Source organism: Vibrio palustris (genome assembly GCF_024346995.1).
In the GTDB taxonomy this organism is placed as follows: Bacteria; Pseudomonadota; Gammaproteobacteria; order Enterobacterales; family Vibrionaceae; genus Vibrio; species Vibrio palustris.
In genome coordinates, this window is the sequence record NZ_AP024888.1 from 345,049 (window position 1) to 359,112 (window position 14,064).

Consider the following 14,064-nt stretch of genomic DNA (forward strand, 5'->3'; position numbering starts at 1 on the left):
AACACACAGCTGTGTGTCAGTTTTATCAGGATATATATGATTCAGAAATGGGTTTCTTCACTTTCTATTTATCGAGGTTTACCTCATAACATTTATTTTTTAGCGCTGGCGCGCGTCATTTTGGGCATGGGAAATTTCATCATTCCCTTCCTCGTCTTATTACTTACCGATAAATTGGGGTACTCAGCCACACTGGCTGGTTCGTTAGCAATGGGGGTGACGGCAACGTATTTTTTCGGTGGCTTTTTAGGCGGGAAATTGTCCGATCTGTACGGACATAAAAACATCATGGTGGCAGGGGAACTGCTGGGTTCTCTATTTATTTTTGCCTGTGGTTTTGTTGCCGATGCGCCGATTTTGGTGCCCGCTGGGTTATTGGTTGCGTACTTTTTGATGGGGGTGGCCGTACCGGCGAGTAATGCGCTGGTGGCGGATTTGTCTCATCGCCATAACCGAGATGCGGTGATGTCTCTCAGCTACCTAGCGTATAACTTTGGTTCGGCGATAGGACCAATTATTGCGGGGTACTTATTTTGGTCACACACCCAATGGATTTTCTTTGGTAATGGGCTAGCGGTCTTTGTCGGTATTGTGATTGTGGCGCGTTATATCAAACTGCCTAAAGAGCAAGAACATGAGCATACCAGTGAACTTGAGCAGCCCGTTCAAGGTAATGTATGGAGCGTGCTTAAAGCGCGCCCTCGTTTGTTTGGTTTCACTGTATTGTGTGGTTTATTGTGGTATGCATTAAACCAAATGACAATGGCGAGCCCTTTATATTTAAGCCACCTTTTGGGGGAGCAAGGTCCTATTGTGTTTGGTCAACTGATGACGTATGCCTGTGTGGTCGTGGTGATGATCACACCGTTGTTAATGGCGCTGACGTCTAATCAAGTGGCTACGGTGAGCCTGGCTTATGCGGGGCTACTTTTTATCCTCGGCTATGGTTTAGTGATGCTCTTGCCGACGATTCCGGTGCATTTTGTCGCGTGGTTATTTTTGTCTGCAGGCGAAGTTTTACTCTTAACTAAAGAGGGCGTGTATTTAGCCAACAACTCGCCATCTAGCCACCGAGGACGCATTCAAGGCGTACTGGTCACCTTGCGAAGTGTTCTGGTGATGCCAAGCTTTGTGGTGATTGGCTTCTTGATTGACCACTTTGGCTATAGAATCACGTGGCTCAGCGTGATGGCGATTGCGCTTATCGCGGTCGTGGGGTTTTACTTTATGCCTTATAAAACCGCAGTCAAGACGCGCCATCAAATATCGCCTGATCGTTAAATGATAAGTATAAAAGGGGAGAGCGTATGCTTTCCCTCTTTTATATATTGGTGTAGAAAAACGAGACAATATAATGACTATTGCATAAACCAATCCGGTTTTTCAGTCATCAAGTCATTGATCAAATAAGGAAAGTTATCTAAATGTGCACCGAGTAATTCAGCCGCTTTATCCGCTTTTTTATGACTGATCGCGAGTACAATTTCTTCATGTTCATCAATGTTATCTTGCATACTGGTTGATCTTTGTATGTCTAAATAACGTACACGATCCATTGATGGCTTAATGCTTTCTATCGTATGCCACGCTAATTCACAATCGGCAAAAACAGCCATCATACGGTGAAATTCATCATCTAATTCTAGGAATGCGATTTCATTTTTTTGTGATGCAGCCTGTTTTTGCTGGGCAATTAATTGATTCAACACGTCCACTTCATTGCAACTGATACGTTCCGCTAATTTTTTGACTACCGCGCATTCGATTGCCGATCTTACAAATTTACCATCTAATACCGATTTGATGTGAATACGTGTCACAAAGCTTCCCCGTTGGGGCAGCACATTAATCAACCCACAATCTGAGAGTTTGATGAAGGCCTCGCGTACTGGCTGTCTAGACACATTTAATGAATCTGAAATGGCTTTTTCAGAGACCCTCGCGCCAGGTTCAATATCACAGGTAATGATAGACTTCTTTAAGTATTCATAGATTTGGCCACTCACCGAGCGCGGGTTTTTTAGCGTAAAAGATGGAAGATTCATAGTAGGCATTTGCGAGTCATAAAGTGAAAAACAGCGTTATCAGTAAACATAACCGTGATACACCAATAATAACACGGTTTTTGAATAATCGATTGATCGCTGTAAAGAGAATTTAGACCTAAGTAAAGACAATGAAAGGCAATATGGGCTTGATGATTATCGCAGCGATGAGAGGGCTCGTGAAAACGATAGCAGTAGTTAGTAGGATTGCTTAGTTAAGCATGAACGGCACAGGCATAACTCGCTATTGGCGCTGCAGGGATCGCGTTCCTCTACTGACATACACCAGCAGGATTGTTGCCCAGCGGTGATGCCGCAGAAAGCCGATTTATGGCAAGCGGGGCAGGGATGCGTGTATCTCTTTCCACTGAGTTCATCCATGATGACTTGTCGTTCGCCGGGTGTGTAATTGCGCCAATCGAGTATCTCATCCATGGTGCGATGGCACCCAGTACATAAACCACCTTCATTTTTACATGCAGCGCGGCAAGGGGTCAAGATTGCCAAGATAGACGTCCACCATTGGTTTAGAGCTTAATGAAACACGATTACGTGTGATAACGAAGCGCATAACGCTTTGAATAGCGCGTATTTTAGCGTTATATACAGAATAGTCAAAACTCAACATAAAACCCCTTGCAATGTACGGTAAAGACACTTATTATCAAACGCAAATGAGAATGATTTGTATTAATACTTTTGTGTTAGTACGGTAAATAGGTGAAATTATGATGGGAATATTAGTGATAACAACAGTATTTATTATGGCATTAGGCCAACGCTTGCGTCTGCCTTTTGTATGGGCGCTAGGCACGGCGACTACGGTATTTGCGTTGTTTGTATTAAACCCCACTCATTCAATCGCCGTATTATTGGGGCTGTTTATTATGGCTCCGTTTCTGAGTCGTTTGAATATCTTCACCTGTGATCAGCGTATGTTTCCAAGTGTTGTTCTAGGGTTATGTGTGTTAAGTCTGTGGTTACCACTACCCGCTGTCAGCGGATTTGGCTTATTGATAGGCTAATCTTTCGCAAATATAGCAAACCTCTGCAATACTAAAAGTTAGCGTAGTATGAGGTGTGTAGACATGCTCGACTATTTTCGGTAACGAAACGATGTGTGGGGTGTGCTATGTGCCGCTGGCTAGCCTATCAAGGTCATCCGATTTATCTTGATCAATTGATTTATGAACCTGAGTTTTCCCTTGTTCACCAAAGTTTAGAAGCACGAAAAGCGCCAACCCGTGTGAATGCCGACGGGTTCGGACTAGGCTGGTATACCAGTGATAGGGAGACGCCTGGCCAATTTCACGAAGTTCTGCCCGCATGGAGTGATGAAAACCTACGCTCCTTAGCACATCATATTACGTCCCATCGATTTATGGCCCATGTCCGCGCCTCAACTGGCACACAAGTGTCGCGCGCGAACTGTCATCCTTTTATTCATCATCGCTGGATGTTTTTACATAACGGACAGATTGGTGAGTACGAATGTCTGCGTTGGGGGTTAGATCGCCTGTTGCCTGAATACCTATACGTACAGCGTAACGGAACCACAGACAGCGAGCTAATTTTTTTGCTTATGTTGTCGTATGGATTAGAAGACACGCCACTCATGGCCATCCAAGAAACCATTCATCATATTGAACATTTGCGTAAAGAAAAGGGAATAAACACGCCCTTTAAAGCATCGATGTGTTTATCGGATGGAGACAGTTTATGGGTCGTGCGTTATAGCAGCGATGGCCAACCTCCGACCGTGTTTATTTCTTATCAAGAGCAGGGAATGGTGTTAGCTTCAGAGCCGCTTGACGGTGTACATTCATGGGTTTTATTGCCTGCACAGTCCATTCATCACCTAAAATCCGGTGAACAAACTTTAACACCTTTAAGCTGTTGCCCAACCATGTGTTAGCTATTGATATAAAACGTAGCTTTTATTTTCGCAAACTGCTGGTTATATGAGCAATTAACGTTTTTTTCTGTCAACTGAGGCTTGCTCTAGTCAGTGCGCGCGAGTATATTGGCATTTCTTAAATGAGAATCAATATCAAAATCTATTGCGTTTGGTGAAGGGGAAGTTATGAAAATATCAGCTGGCTGCGCTTTGTTAGGCTTAGTGGCAGCGTTCAGTGTACAGGCAAGTACCGTGACAGTACCTCATAAATGGGGGGAAACAACCGTCGAACAAGCGCCAAAACGTGTTGTTGTGATTGGCTTTGGGGCGTTAGATGCAGTGACGAGTTTTGGCATTGACCCGGTTGCCGTATCAAAAACCGAGTTTATGCCGAAGTATTTAACCAAATACAGTAGTGATCAATACATTGATGCCGGTTCGTTATTTGAACCCGATTTCGAAAAGATTTATAGCGCAAAACCGGATCTAATTATTATCGGCCCGCGTGCAGAAAAGTCTTACGATGAGCTCAAAAAAATTGCGCCGACATTTGTGTTTGGTGCGCGTTACAACACCGATTACTGGCAACGTACTCAACAAGAGTGGCATAAGCTAGGTAAAATCTTCGATGTTGAGCCAAAAGTCGATGCGGAAATTGCCCATTTAGATAAACAGTTTAAATCCGTTCATGACTACAACCAATCTCACCCGACCAATGCACTTGTTGTGATGGCATCTGGCGGCAATATCAGTACCTTTGGCACTTACTCGCGTTTTGCGACGATATTCAATGAATTCGATTTTAAAACGGCTGCAAGTGTTGAGAAGACAGGTCCGCATGGTGATTTGATTTCTTACGAATACATTCGTGATAAAAATCCAGATAACTTGTTCATTATTGACCGCGATAAGCTGGTTAATCCAAATGATAGCCACACGCATAAAAACTTTGAGAATAAGTTAGTGCAAGCGACGAAAGCGTATAAAGATGGCCATATGTACTATCTTGATATTAATGCTTGGTATCTGTCTATCTCCGGCGTACGCGCGACAGAGCAAATGATCAACGATGTACAACAAGCGATAGAATAACACTAATGTAGTCAATGGCCGCCAGCATTCTTTGCTGGCGGCTTTGTTAGTTGAGGTTTATGTGAAAAAGTTATTGTTTTTGCTCGTTATACTAAGCTTAGGTTCAATTTTTATCGGCGTGGGCAATATGTCCGTCAGTCGCTTATTTCAAGGGGATTCTTTGGCATGGGAGCTGTTATGGACCAGCCGAATCCCGCGTTTGCTCGCGGTTTTACTCTCTGGTGCTGGGCTTAGTATTGCTGGTCTTATTATGCAGCAGGTTAGTCAAAACCGGTTTGCAGCACCGTCAACTTCCGGGACTATTGAGTGCGCGATGCTAGGTTATGTCGTGAGCTTAGTGGTGTTTGGTGATGGCGATAACCTATGGGTTATTTTTGCATTTGCGATGGCGGGTACCCTTCTTTTTGTTCATTTTATCCATCGTATCCAGTTTAAAAATGCCATCTTTGTCCCTTTAATCGGGATTATTTTTGGTAACGTTGTGTCGTCAGCGGCTACCTTTCTTGCCTATCAATTTGATGCAGTACAAAACCTGATGGGATGGACGGTGGCAAACTTTGCCAACATTCTTGAAGGCGATTACGAGCTTCTTTATATCGCCTTACCCATTTCCATTGTCGGGTATGCGTTTTCTAAACGTATTTCTGCAGTAGGGATGGGTAAAGAGTTCGCGATGAACTTAGGACTTAACTATCAGCATATTTTGATTATCGGTGTCTGTTTGGTGTCGATCATGTCTGCCAGTGTTGTGATGATTGTCGGACAGTTGCCATTTTTAGGGTTAATTATTCCGAACTTAGTCAGTGCATTTTACGGTGACAACATGCGCAGAAATATTCCAATTTCCGCGCTATGGGGCGCGTTAACGGTGTTAATGTGTGATGTGGTTGGTCGGTTGATTATCTTCCCACATGAAATGCCGATATCTATGATTATCAGTATCTTAGGGGGTAGTGTATTTGTGGTTATGATTCTACGAGGTCAACATCGTGCAGGATAAAACGAAGCTATGTCTTTTGGTGATCATTTCACTGGTATTTATTGGCCTGTTTTTAGGGATTGGTTTAAATGCGGATAACTATCAATACTTTTTATCGCGTCGTATTCCTAAAGTCTTAGCGATGATTTTAGCTGGAATGTGTATTGCGCAGTCATCGATAGCGTTTCAGACCATCACGAATAACCGCATTTTAACCCCCAGTATTATGGGGTTTGATTCTTTATATCTGCTTATTCAAGTATTGGTCGTCATCTTATTTGGTGGGGCCAGCTATTTTACGATGAATGCCTACGCTAACTTCGCGTTAAGTACGATCATCATGGTGGGATTTTCAATTCTCTTATTTGGTTTTTACTTCCGAGGTGAAAAGCCCAATTTAATCGTCTTATTGCTTGTCGGTGTGGTTATAGGCGCGGTATTTAGCAATATCTCATCGTTTTTTACCATGTTAATGAGCCCGAATGATTTTGCGTCTTTGCAAGCGGTGATGTTTGCGAGCTTCAATAACGTCAAAACCTCTCTGGTTTACTGGAGTGCACCATTACTGCTCTTGGTATCTTGGCTATTGTACCGTCATCATCGTTCGTTAGACGTGTTTTGGCTTGATCAAGATAATGCGACCAGCTTAGGTGTGGATGTCCCACGTATCACGCGCAATGTTTTACTATTGAGTGCCGTTATGATTTCAATCTCCACAGCAATAGTGGGGCCAATATTATTTTTTGGTTTGTTGATTAGTAACCTCACTCGCGAATGGTTTCGCACCTTTCAGCACCGTATTTTGCTGTTGGCAAGCTCGGCGATGGCAGTGTGCGCTTTACTCAGTGGTCAATGGGTTGTTGAAAAGGTGTTTGCCTTTAATACCACACTGAGTGTGATTATTAATTTTATTGGTGGCATCTATTTTCTTTCATTGCTGCTACGTAACAAAGTGATGTAATTATGATTTTTCTAGATAAACTAACAAAACGCTTTGGTCAGCAAACGGTAGTAAAGCAGGCAAGCGCAGAGTTTGAAAAGGGCAAGGTCACATCGATCATCGGACCCAATGGTGCGGGTAAAAGTACGGTACTGTCTATGGCAAGCCGTTTAATGACTCGTGATGAAGGTAAAGTGTGGATTGATAGCCAAGAGCTGGTGGATTGGGATACCAAGGCACTGGCAAAAAGATTGGCGGTATTACGTCAATCCAACTCAATTACGATGCGTTTTACCATCCGAGAGTTGGTTGAGTTTGGTCGTTTTCCTCACTCTCAAGGCAAACTCAACGCAGAAGATCAGCGTGTGATAGATCGCTCCATTGAGTATTTAGATTTAAATGACATTCAACATAAATACCTAGATGCGTTGAGCGGTGGTCAGCGACAAATGGCCTTTATTGCTATGGTCATGGCGCAAGATACCGATTATGTTTTTCTTGATGAGCCATTAAATAATTTAGATATTAAGCACTCAATCAAAATAATGGCGACGATTCGTCGTTTAGCTCAAGAGCTAAACAAAGCGGTCGTTATTGTCATTCACGATATTAACTTTGCTTCGTGTTACTCTGATTACATTATCGCGCTTAAGCAGGGAGAAGTTGTCGCGAGTGGCACGGTAGAGCAAGTCATTCAAGAGCAAGTTCTTAGCGATATCTATGAAACGCCATTTAATATCATTGAACATGATGGAAAGCGCATGTGTTTATATTATTCATGATTTCATTTTAGAGAATTTATATTGCAAAAATAAATGTGTAAACACAATAAAAACGCCATCTCTTGATTGATATGGCGTTTTTTTATACAAAAATACCGTGTAATCATTTATTTTATGGAGTAAATAAAAGATTGGCTTGTTAAAGATCAACAAAATAAACAGTAAATTGAGAGAGAATACTAAAACAAAGTTGAAAGATTCAAAAATTATTGAATAATGGGACAACTAAATGGAGAAGCGCAAGCTTCAACCCCGACTCAGAATATAGGATATAGCGCCATGTCGAATTCTTACGTGCTGGTTATCAACTCTGGTAGCTCATCGTTAAAGTTTGCGGTCATCGACCCTGATACGGGCGATGCGGTTATCAGCGGTCTTGGTGAATGTTTTGGCCTGCCGGAAGCAGAAATCAGCTGGAAGTATCACGGGGAAAAAACAGAGGAAGCGATTCCTGCTGGCGGTGATCATCACCAATATGCCTTCACACGTATTGTTAAGCTGTTAGATTCGTTGGAACTGAGTGATAAGTTCGTGGCGGTTGGTCATCGCGTTGTAGCGGGTGGAGAGTCGTTTAAAGGTACGGTGCGTGTAACCGAAGACGTTGTCACTGAAATTGAAAACTTGGCGGAATTGGCGCCATTGCATAACAAAGCGAATGCTGATGGTATTCGTGCTGCGATGGAAGTATTCCCATCACTGCCACAGTTTGCGATTTTTGATACGGCATTTCATCAAACGATGCCAGCGAAAGCATTTATGTATGCATTACCGAGCAAGGTGTATGACGAATACAAAGTTCGCCGTTATGGTGCCCATGGTACTAGCCATTATTTTGTGAGCCGCGAAGCGGCGAAAGTACTGGGTAAGCCAGCGTTTGAGTGTAATTTGATTACCGTGCATTTAGGTAACGGCGCGTCTATTACCGCGGTGAAAAATGGCGAGAGTGTTGATACTAGTATGGGACTCACGCCCTTAGCTGGATTAGCAATGGGGACCCGTTGTGGTGATTTAGACCCAAGTGTGATTGAATTTCTTATTCGTAAAGGGTGGGATAACGATACGATTTTTAACACGTTGAATAAACAATCTGGGCTATTAGGTTTATCTGATAAAACCAGCGATATGCGCGGCCTAATTGAAGCATTAGAGCAAGGTGACAAAGCAGCACAATTAGCGTTTGATGTGTTCACATACCGTGTGGCGAAATACATCGGTTCTTATTTAGTGTCTGTGGGAGAAGGCTTGAATGCGATTGTCTTCACGGGCGGTATTGGTGAAAACTCATTACCCGTACGTAAAGCCGTATTGGACTACTTAAAAGTGTTCGGCTTTGTTGAAGATGAGCAGGCGAACGAAGCCGCGCGATTTGGACGTTCAGGTCAAATCGCTCAATCTGAGCTTCTAGGTGCGGTCGCGCTGGTGATTCCAACTAATGAAGAGTTGGTCATAGCACAAGATTGCGTAAATTTACTGTAATTGCTCCACAACGACAGTAATAACGCCGCCTGTTGAATGCGTTCAACAGGCGGCGTTTTTTTATCTAGGCGATTAATTCGCCAAGTGTCGCTCACAAAGTTTCACTGTCACGGTGGCTTATGCCGGTATTAGCGCAGATCGCCGCTTGAGAATGCAATAATTTGACTTATTTCCGTGAAACTGCGTCCTGATTGTGCCTGCCATTCATTAAACGCATCATTGGCAGCGTAGAGTGCTCGCTTAGTTTCTCTGCCACTATCTACGATATTGGTGGCACGTAAATAGGCTTCGACATCTTTAGTCATCAAAAAAGTATCAACGCCCATTTGTCTTAATGCATAGGGGCCTGTATTTCCACCAAGGCGTTTCCCGTGTTTTTTAAGATGTAACCATAAATCCACAATGCGCTCTTGTGGCCATTGCGCGACCCACTCACCGAAAGAGCCATGATCTAAGCGAATATCCAGCATCATTTGCGCGTTCGCGGGAATGGTCATCACTTTGGGCAAATAACGAATAATGCTGGGATCCTTGGCTTTTTCTTCCCATGCCTCTTCCGGTTGCATGAGTAGAGGCTCCAGACGAAATTGAAAAAAGAGCGCCTCAAAATTCGGCCATTTATCACGGACGATTTTCCATTGAATACCGCATTGGAATACCTTCATGGTGAACGCGGCCAGCCAACGATCATCAGGAATGGAAGCGATATCATCTTTTGAAAGAGGAGAGTGTAGCAAGGATTCGAGGGCTTGTTTGCCTCCTTGACGTTGACAAGCTCTGTGATAGATATCTGAAAAGCGTTCTATAACCATATACTTGACTTACCCCTACTAATAAAACCAACAGCTTATCATATGTCACGTCTCTCGTATTGTGCTCAGAGCCACTCCATATCATTATCATTTCGCATAAACAACATGCAATACTTTATGAGTAACCTCATGAAACTACTATAAAGAGCTAGAGTTTTTATTCTACTTGTAGGCTATCTTAAAGAAAAATTAAGCAGTTTGTTGCAGTGCAAAGTTTGTACTACTCAACATTAGCGGCTATTAATTAAACAATATGAAAATGTAATAAACAGATTTAGCTGTTTAAGTCAGGTAATCATTGAAGTGATAGCCCAGTTTATTAACTCTTTAAGGTCAAAATATGCAATATCTTAAGAACCTATCGATAGCGCAAAAGTTAATTGGCGTTATCGTCGTAATGCTTGTGTGTTTGATAAGTGTCTCCACTTTTGCTATCTACAAAATGTCTTTAGTCGCAAGTGAGGTGGATATGATTGCACAAGAGAATCTTCCTCTATCTAAGTTGGCATCTGATGCTACGTTTAAGCAACTACAAAGCGCTATTTTACTAGAGAAAGCGTTCCGTATTGCAGGAGTTGAAACCAAGGAAACGATGGAGTCGCTGAGTGAGTATGATGAGCGTATTAGAGGGTTGACTAAAGGCTTTGATAAGCAGATACAAAAAGCCACCACGTTATTGCAAGCATCCGTTGAGCATGCGAAAACACAAAAAGTAGAGCAGCGTCTAGAAAGCCTCAATCGTGATTTAAACACGATTTTCACTAACCATCAATCCTATGAAAAACTCATGTTTCAAGTGTTAGATAGTTTGAAATCTGGCCAAGTCTCAGAGCGTTTAGTGGATATGGTTGCTAATTTAGAAAAGCAGCAAGCCATTTTAGATGACCAATTAAAGCAGTTTGTGGTACACCTTGAGAGCGCGAATAAAAAGGCAGTGATGACAACCAAAACCGAAGAACATGATGCACTGAATAGTATGGTCATTATTTCGGTAGTATCTGTGGTGATTGGCTTGTTATTAGGCACCTTACTCAGTCGTTATATTGTAAAAAATATTGCTGCCGCTTGCCAAATTACGATCGAAATGGCCAAGGGTAATTTTGACCAATCGGTCGCGGTGAATTCTAAAGACGAGATTGGTTTATTGCTCAGTAACATGAACAGTGTATGTCAGTCATTAAGTTCAATGGTCGGTAATGTCATTGAGCGAGCGGATAGTATTGCCGCAACCGTAGTAGAGCTCTCCAGTGTGGCGGATACCAATCGAAAAGCGATGGATACGCAGCAAGATAACACCACACAGGTGGCATCTGCGATGACAGAAATGGCCGCAACCATCCATGAAGTCGCCAATAACGCGACGAGTTCATCGGATGCAACCGATCATGTGGATAAATCGGCCAAAAAAGGGACAACGGTGATTGCAGAAGCGCAAAGTTTATCCATACAACTGCAAGAGCAGGGCGAAGCATTCCGTTCGATTGTTGAAGTCATTCAAAATAGCACGGGTGAAATCCAAAACTTTATTCAAGTGGTTGATGGGATTTCTGAGCAAACAAATTTATTGGCATTGAATGCGTCGATAGAAGCGGCACGAGCCGGTGAGCAAGGGCGTGGTTTTGCTGTGGTGGCCGATGAAGTTCGCAATCTTGCATCACGCAGTCAGAAAGCGACGCAAGAAATAGAGTCCTTGATTAATCGGCTAGCTGACAATACTAAAGATGCTGCGAACGTCGTTGATAAGAGTGCTGAAACCATCGAAAGTACGACGATAAAGATCATGCAAGTTCAAGAGACCTTCGGTTATATTGCTGAGGCGATTACCGAGTTAGCGGAAGCCAATGTCCAAGTCGCCACAGCAAGTGAGGAGCAGTCAGTGGCTTCATTGCAAATCAGTAGTAATTTAGAAAGTATTCAGCATTCTGGTGAAGATGTCTTAGCAAGCACGCGTGAGACCGCTCAAGCGAGTGAAGATTTGTCTGTGCAAGCCAATGGTCTAAAAGAGTTGATGCATCAGTTTAAAATTACCAAAGTAACCACCGCTTAGCAACGGAGTTATTAGCAAATAGTTAAAGCCAGTTTACAATGTAAATTGGCTTTTTTTCATTAACTTATAGAAATTATTTAAGATTTATAATACCTCGATTAGGCGTTGAATTACAAAATGTTGTGATCTTAATATTATCCCCCACAATGGCGCTCAGTCTTTCTTATCTAGTTTGTATGCAATGTTGTTGCTCTGGTTATTAGTGTGACTGGAATACGCAAGCACTGCACCGCTCGTTGTGGGTTATGTTCTCGCTCCAGTAATAATGATAGGGCGTTATCTGCCAGTGCAGTGATATCTTGCCGAAACGTCGAGAGTTGATAAGCGTGTTGCGCAGTGACAAAGGTATCGTCAAAGCCAATCACATGTACATGCTGGTGCGCCGCTTTACGGCTTCGCAATCCGTCTAAAAATCCGCAGGCCAGCTGAGAGTTAGCCGCGTAGACCAGCTCGGTTTGATAGGTATTAGGTACAAAATGATGACCAGAGCTAAAACCGGCTTCATATAATGCGGATTCGGTTTTTATCTCATTGAGAGCGATATCCAGTTTGAGTTGCTTTTGCTGTTCGTTAAGCGCTCTGCCACGATCCCACCCAGACCACGTCGATAGGTGACTATTGAGCCAGTGTAGGGTCGTAATACCATGTTGATGACAGTAACGAAGCACTTGGCGTGCAGCATCATCATTATCTGAACAAACATTATCAATCGGCGCGCCCTCAATTAGCCTATTTACCGTCACTACAGGGACATTCATTTCAGTGCACTCTTTGGCAAGTTCTGCCGGTGGCTGACCAGACGTGATGATCACGCCCGAGACACGATATTGGATAAATTCACGCAGAGTATTTTGCAACTGATCCTGATGACGCACTTCCATCACGAGTGCTTGATATCCTTTTTGCTGAATGGCCAATAATAAATGCTGTAGCATTTGAGCGCGAAATGGATCGTCTAGCCTTGTCACGACGACCCCCACTAAGCGGGTGCGTTTGCGATTGAGTCCTTGCGCTAAATAGTTAATTTGATAACCCAAGTCATGTGCAGATTTCAGTACTTTTTCTTTGGTTGCAGGCGCGACAGATCCATTATCGGACAATGCGCGGGATACCACCGCACGCGACACACCGGCATGTGTAGCCACATCCTGTGCGGTAACCGATTTCTTGGTGACTTTAGCCAAGCTGACGCTCCAATTGCGGCGTAATATCGCGTGTTAGATCTAACGTCAAACCGTCTTGGCTGACATGTAAACAAGGTTGCGCTGCACAGAAGTTTTTGATGTCGTCAATGTACTCATCCCAACAATGGTACACACACAAGTGAGCCAGATTTAACGTGTTGCTAAGCTGTGCACATTGCGGTAAATCCCCGTGAGAGTCATCGTCGGGTAACGCCGCAAACGCGGCACATTCTTGAAAGGCAATATCGGCGTTCTCCATCAAAGCAATGGACTCAGCGGTTGGACGACCATCACCACTATAAAACAGAGTACGATCGCCACTACTAATACGAATGGCCAGGTTTGACACTTCATGGCGAGTCGGTGCGGTCTGGATTGTCCAAGCGCCCCAATGCATGCTGGGTAGAGTGGGACACCAATGCAGCTCAAAGCACAATGCCATTTTTGGCCAAACGGCAAGGGTAACCAGCGATTCTAACATCTCTTGTTGTTCTGGCTGACAAATGATGGTTAACGGCTTGTCACGTCCAAAACTGTTCCACTGATTGAGTAGCGCCGCAAGGCCAGCACAATGATCAGGGTGAATATGCGTAAAGTAAATCACATCCACGGTATTGACAGGCAATGCACGTTGCCAGAGCGCTCGAGGAATAGTCGGACCGCAATCAATGAGCCAACATTGATCGTTCTCGGTCACCATCATCGCGGAAGTGTTGGCTTGTGTTGCGAATGCACTGCCGCTGCCGATCACGTCGATTTGCATATTTTCTCCAAATAATTATTTAAGCGTCATTAATTTGTCATACCACT

At 43.4% G+C, this 14,064-nt stretch carries 14 protein-coding genes; 9 read left to right on the plus strand and 5 right to left on the minus strand.

The window, feature by feature from the left end; all coding sequences use genetic code 11:
• Positions 1-36: 36 nt before the first annotated feature.
• Positions 37-1,281, plus strand: coding sequence for an MFS transporter (locus tag OCU30_RS13945; protein ID WP_077314451.1), 1,245 nt, complete (start codon positions 37-39; stop codon positions 1,279-1,281).
• A 77-nt stretch (positions 1,282-1,358) separates the two neighbouring features.
• On the opposite strand, the gene OCU30_RS13950 is transcribed toward OCU30_RS13945, so the two are convergent.
• Together OCU30_RS13950 and OCU30_RS13955 are read right to left on the minus strand one after the other, a co-directional pair.
• The gene (locus OCU30_RS13950) at positions 1,359-2,045 is read right to left on the minus strand and encodes a GntR family transcriptional regulator (RefSeq protein WP_261821315.1); all 687 of its coding nucleotides are present in this window, start codon (positions 2,043-2,045) and stop codon (positions 1,359-1,361) included.
• Positions 2,046-2,243: 198 nt separating this feature from the next.
• Positions 2,244-2,552 (minus strand): cysteine-rich CWC family protein, encoded by a 309-nt coding sequence (locus OCU30_RS13955; RefSeq protein ID WP_338061952.1) that lies wholly within the window; start codon positions 2,550-2,552, stop codon positions 2,244-2,246.
• Positions 2,553-2,773: 221 nt separating this feature from the next.
• On the opposite strand from OCU30_RS13955, the gene OCU30_RS13960 reads away from it, so the two are divergent.
• The 7 genes from OCU30_RS13960 to OCU30_RS13990 all read left to right on the plus strand — a co-directional run bounded on the left by OCU30_RS13960 (position 2,774) and on the right by OCU30_RS13990 (position 9,211).
• Complete coding sequence (locus tag OCU30_RS13960; protein WP_077314449.1) at positions 2,774-3,070, plus strand: hypothetical protein; 297 nt, start codon at positions 2,774-2,776, stop codon at positions 3,068-3,070.
• A 107-nt stretch (positions 3,071-3,177) separates the two neighbouring features.
• Positions 3,178-3,960, plus strand: coding sequence for a class II glutamine amidotransferase (locus OCU30_RS13965; protein ID WP_077314448.1), 783 nt, complete (start codon positions 3,178-3,180; stop codon positions 3,958-3,960).
• 168 nt (positions 3,961-4,128) lie between these two features.
• Positions 4,129-5,034: a siderophore ABC transporter substrate-binding protein gene (locus OCU30_RS13970; protein WP_077314447.1), complete on the plus strand. Its 906-nt coding sequence runs from the start codon at positions 4,129-4,131 to the stop codon at positions 5,032-5,034.
• A gap of 61 nt (positions 5,035-5,095) precedes the next feature.
• Positions 5,096-6,034 (plus strand): iron chelate uptake ABC transporter permease subunit VctD, encoded by a 939-nt coding sequence (gene vctD, locus OCU30_RS13975; protein ID WP_077314446.1) that lies wholly within the window; start codon positions 5,096-5,098, stop codon positions 6,032-6,034.
• Positions 6,024-6,974 (plus strand): iron chelate uptake ABC transporter permease subunit VctG, encoded by a 951-nt coding sequence (gene vctG / locus OCU30_RS13980; RefSeq protein WP_077314445.1) that lies wholly within the window; start codon positions 6,024-6,026, stop codon positions 6,972-6,974. Before vctD ends, vctG begins: the two co-directional genes overlap by 11 nt.
• Positions 6,975-6,976: 2 nt before the next feature.
• Positions 6,977-7,735, plus strand: a complete 759-nt coding sequence (gene vctC / locus OCU30_RS13985) for an iron chelate ABC transporter ATP-binding protein VctC (RefSeq protein WP_077314444.1) — start codon at positions 6,977-6,979, stop codon at positions 7,733-7,735.
• Between the two features lie 279 nt (positions 7,736-8,014).
• On the plus strand, positions 8,015-9,211 hold the full coding sequence (locus OCU30_RS13990) for an acetate/propionate family kinase (RefSeq protein WP_077314443.1): 1,197 nt from the start codon (positions 8,015-8,017) through the stop codon (positions 9,209-9,211).
• 128 nt (positions 9,212-9,339) lie between these two features.
• On the opposite strand, the gene OCU30_RS13995 is transcribed toward OCU30_RS13990, so the two are convergent.
• Positions 9,340-10,023 carry a DNA-3-methyladenine glycosylase I gene (locus OCU30_RS13995; protein ID WP_077314442.1) on the minus strand — a complete coding sequence of 228 codons (684 nt, stop codon included), beginning with the start codon at positions 10,021-10,023 and terminating at the stop codon, positions 9,340-9,342.
• 340 nt (positions 10,024-10,363) lie between these two features.
• Here OCU30_RS13995 and OCU30_RS14000 point away from each other — a divergent pair, with 340 nt between their 5' ends.
• Positions 10,364-12,070, plus strand: a complete 1,707-nt coding sequence (locus OCU30_RS14000; protein WP_077314441.1) for a methyl-accepting chemotaxis protein — start codon at positions 10,364-10,366, stop codon at positions 12,068-12,070.
• A 167-nt stretch (positions 12,071-12,237) separates the two neighbouring features.
• Here the strand turns inward: OCU30_RS14000 and OCU30_RS14005 are convergent, their stop codons facing one another.
• Positions 12,238-13,254 carry a LacI family DNA-binding transcriptional regulator gene (locus OCU30_RS14005; RefSeq protein WP_077314440.1) on the minus strand — a complete coding sequence of 339 codons (1,017 nt, stop codon included), beginning with the start codon at positions 13,252-13,254 and terminating at the stop codon, positions 12,238-12,240.
• Positions 13,247-14,017: an MBL fold metallo-hydrolase gene (locus OCU30_RS14010; RefSeq protein ID WP_077314439.1), complete on the minus strand. Its 771-nt coding sequence runs from the start codon at positions 14,015-14,017 to the stop codon at positions 13,247-13,249. Before OCU30_RS14010 ends, OCU30_RS14005 begins: the two co-directional genes overlap by 8 nt.
• Positions 14,018-14,064: the final 47 nt, after the last annotated feature.

Coding starts and splice junctions, on each gene's coding strand:
- OCU30_RS13965 (WP_077314448.1), top strand. CDS start 3,178: ATGTGCCGCTGGCTAGCCTATCAAGGTCATCCGATTTATCTTGATCAA.
- OCU30_RS13995 (WP_077314442.1), bottom strand. CDS start 10,023: ATGGTTATAGAACGCTTTTCAGATATCTATCACAGAGCTTGTCAACGT.
- OCU30_RS14010 (WP_077314439.1), bottom strand. CDS start 14,017: ATGCAAATCGACGTGATCGGCAGCGGCAGTGCATTCGCAACACAAGCC.
- OCU30_RS13970 (WP_077314447.1), top strand. CDS start 4,129: ATGAAAATATCAGCTGGCTGCGCTTTGTTAGGCTTAGTGGCAGCGTTC.
- vctC (WP_077314444.1), top strand. CDS start 6,977: ATGATTTTTCTAGATAAACTAACAAAACGCTTTGGTCAGCAAACGGTA.
- OCU30_RS13950 (WP_261821315.1), bottom strand. CDS start 2,045: ATGAATCTTCCATCTTTTACGCTAAAAAACCCGCGCTCGGTGAGTGGC.
- OCU30_RS13990 (WP_077314443.1), top strand. CDS start 8,015: ATGTCGAATTCTTACGTGCTGGTTATCAACTCTGGTAGCTCATCGTTA.
- OCU30_RS14000 (WP_077314441.1), top strand. CDS start 10,364: ATGCAATATCTTAAGAACCTATCGATAGCGCAAAAGTTAATTGGCGTT.
- OCU30_RS13945 (WP_077314451.1), top strand. CDS start 37: ATGATTCAGAAATGGGTTTCTTCACTTTCTATTTATCGAGGTTTACCT.
- OCU30_RS13960 (WP_077314449.1), top strand. CDS start 2,774: ATGATGGGAATATTAGTGATAACAACAGTATTTATTATGGCATTAGGC.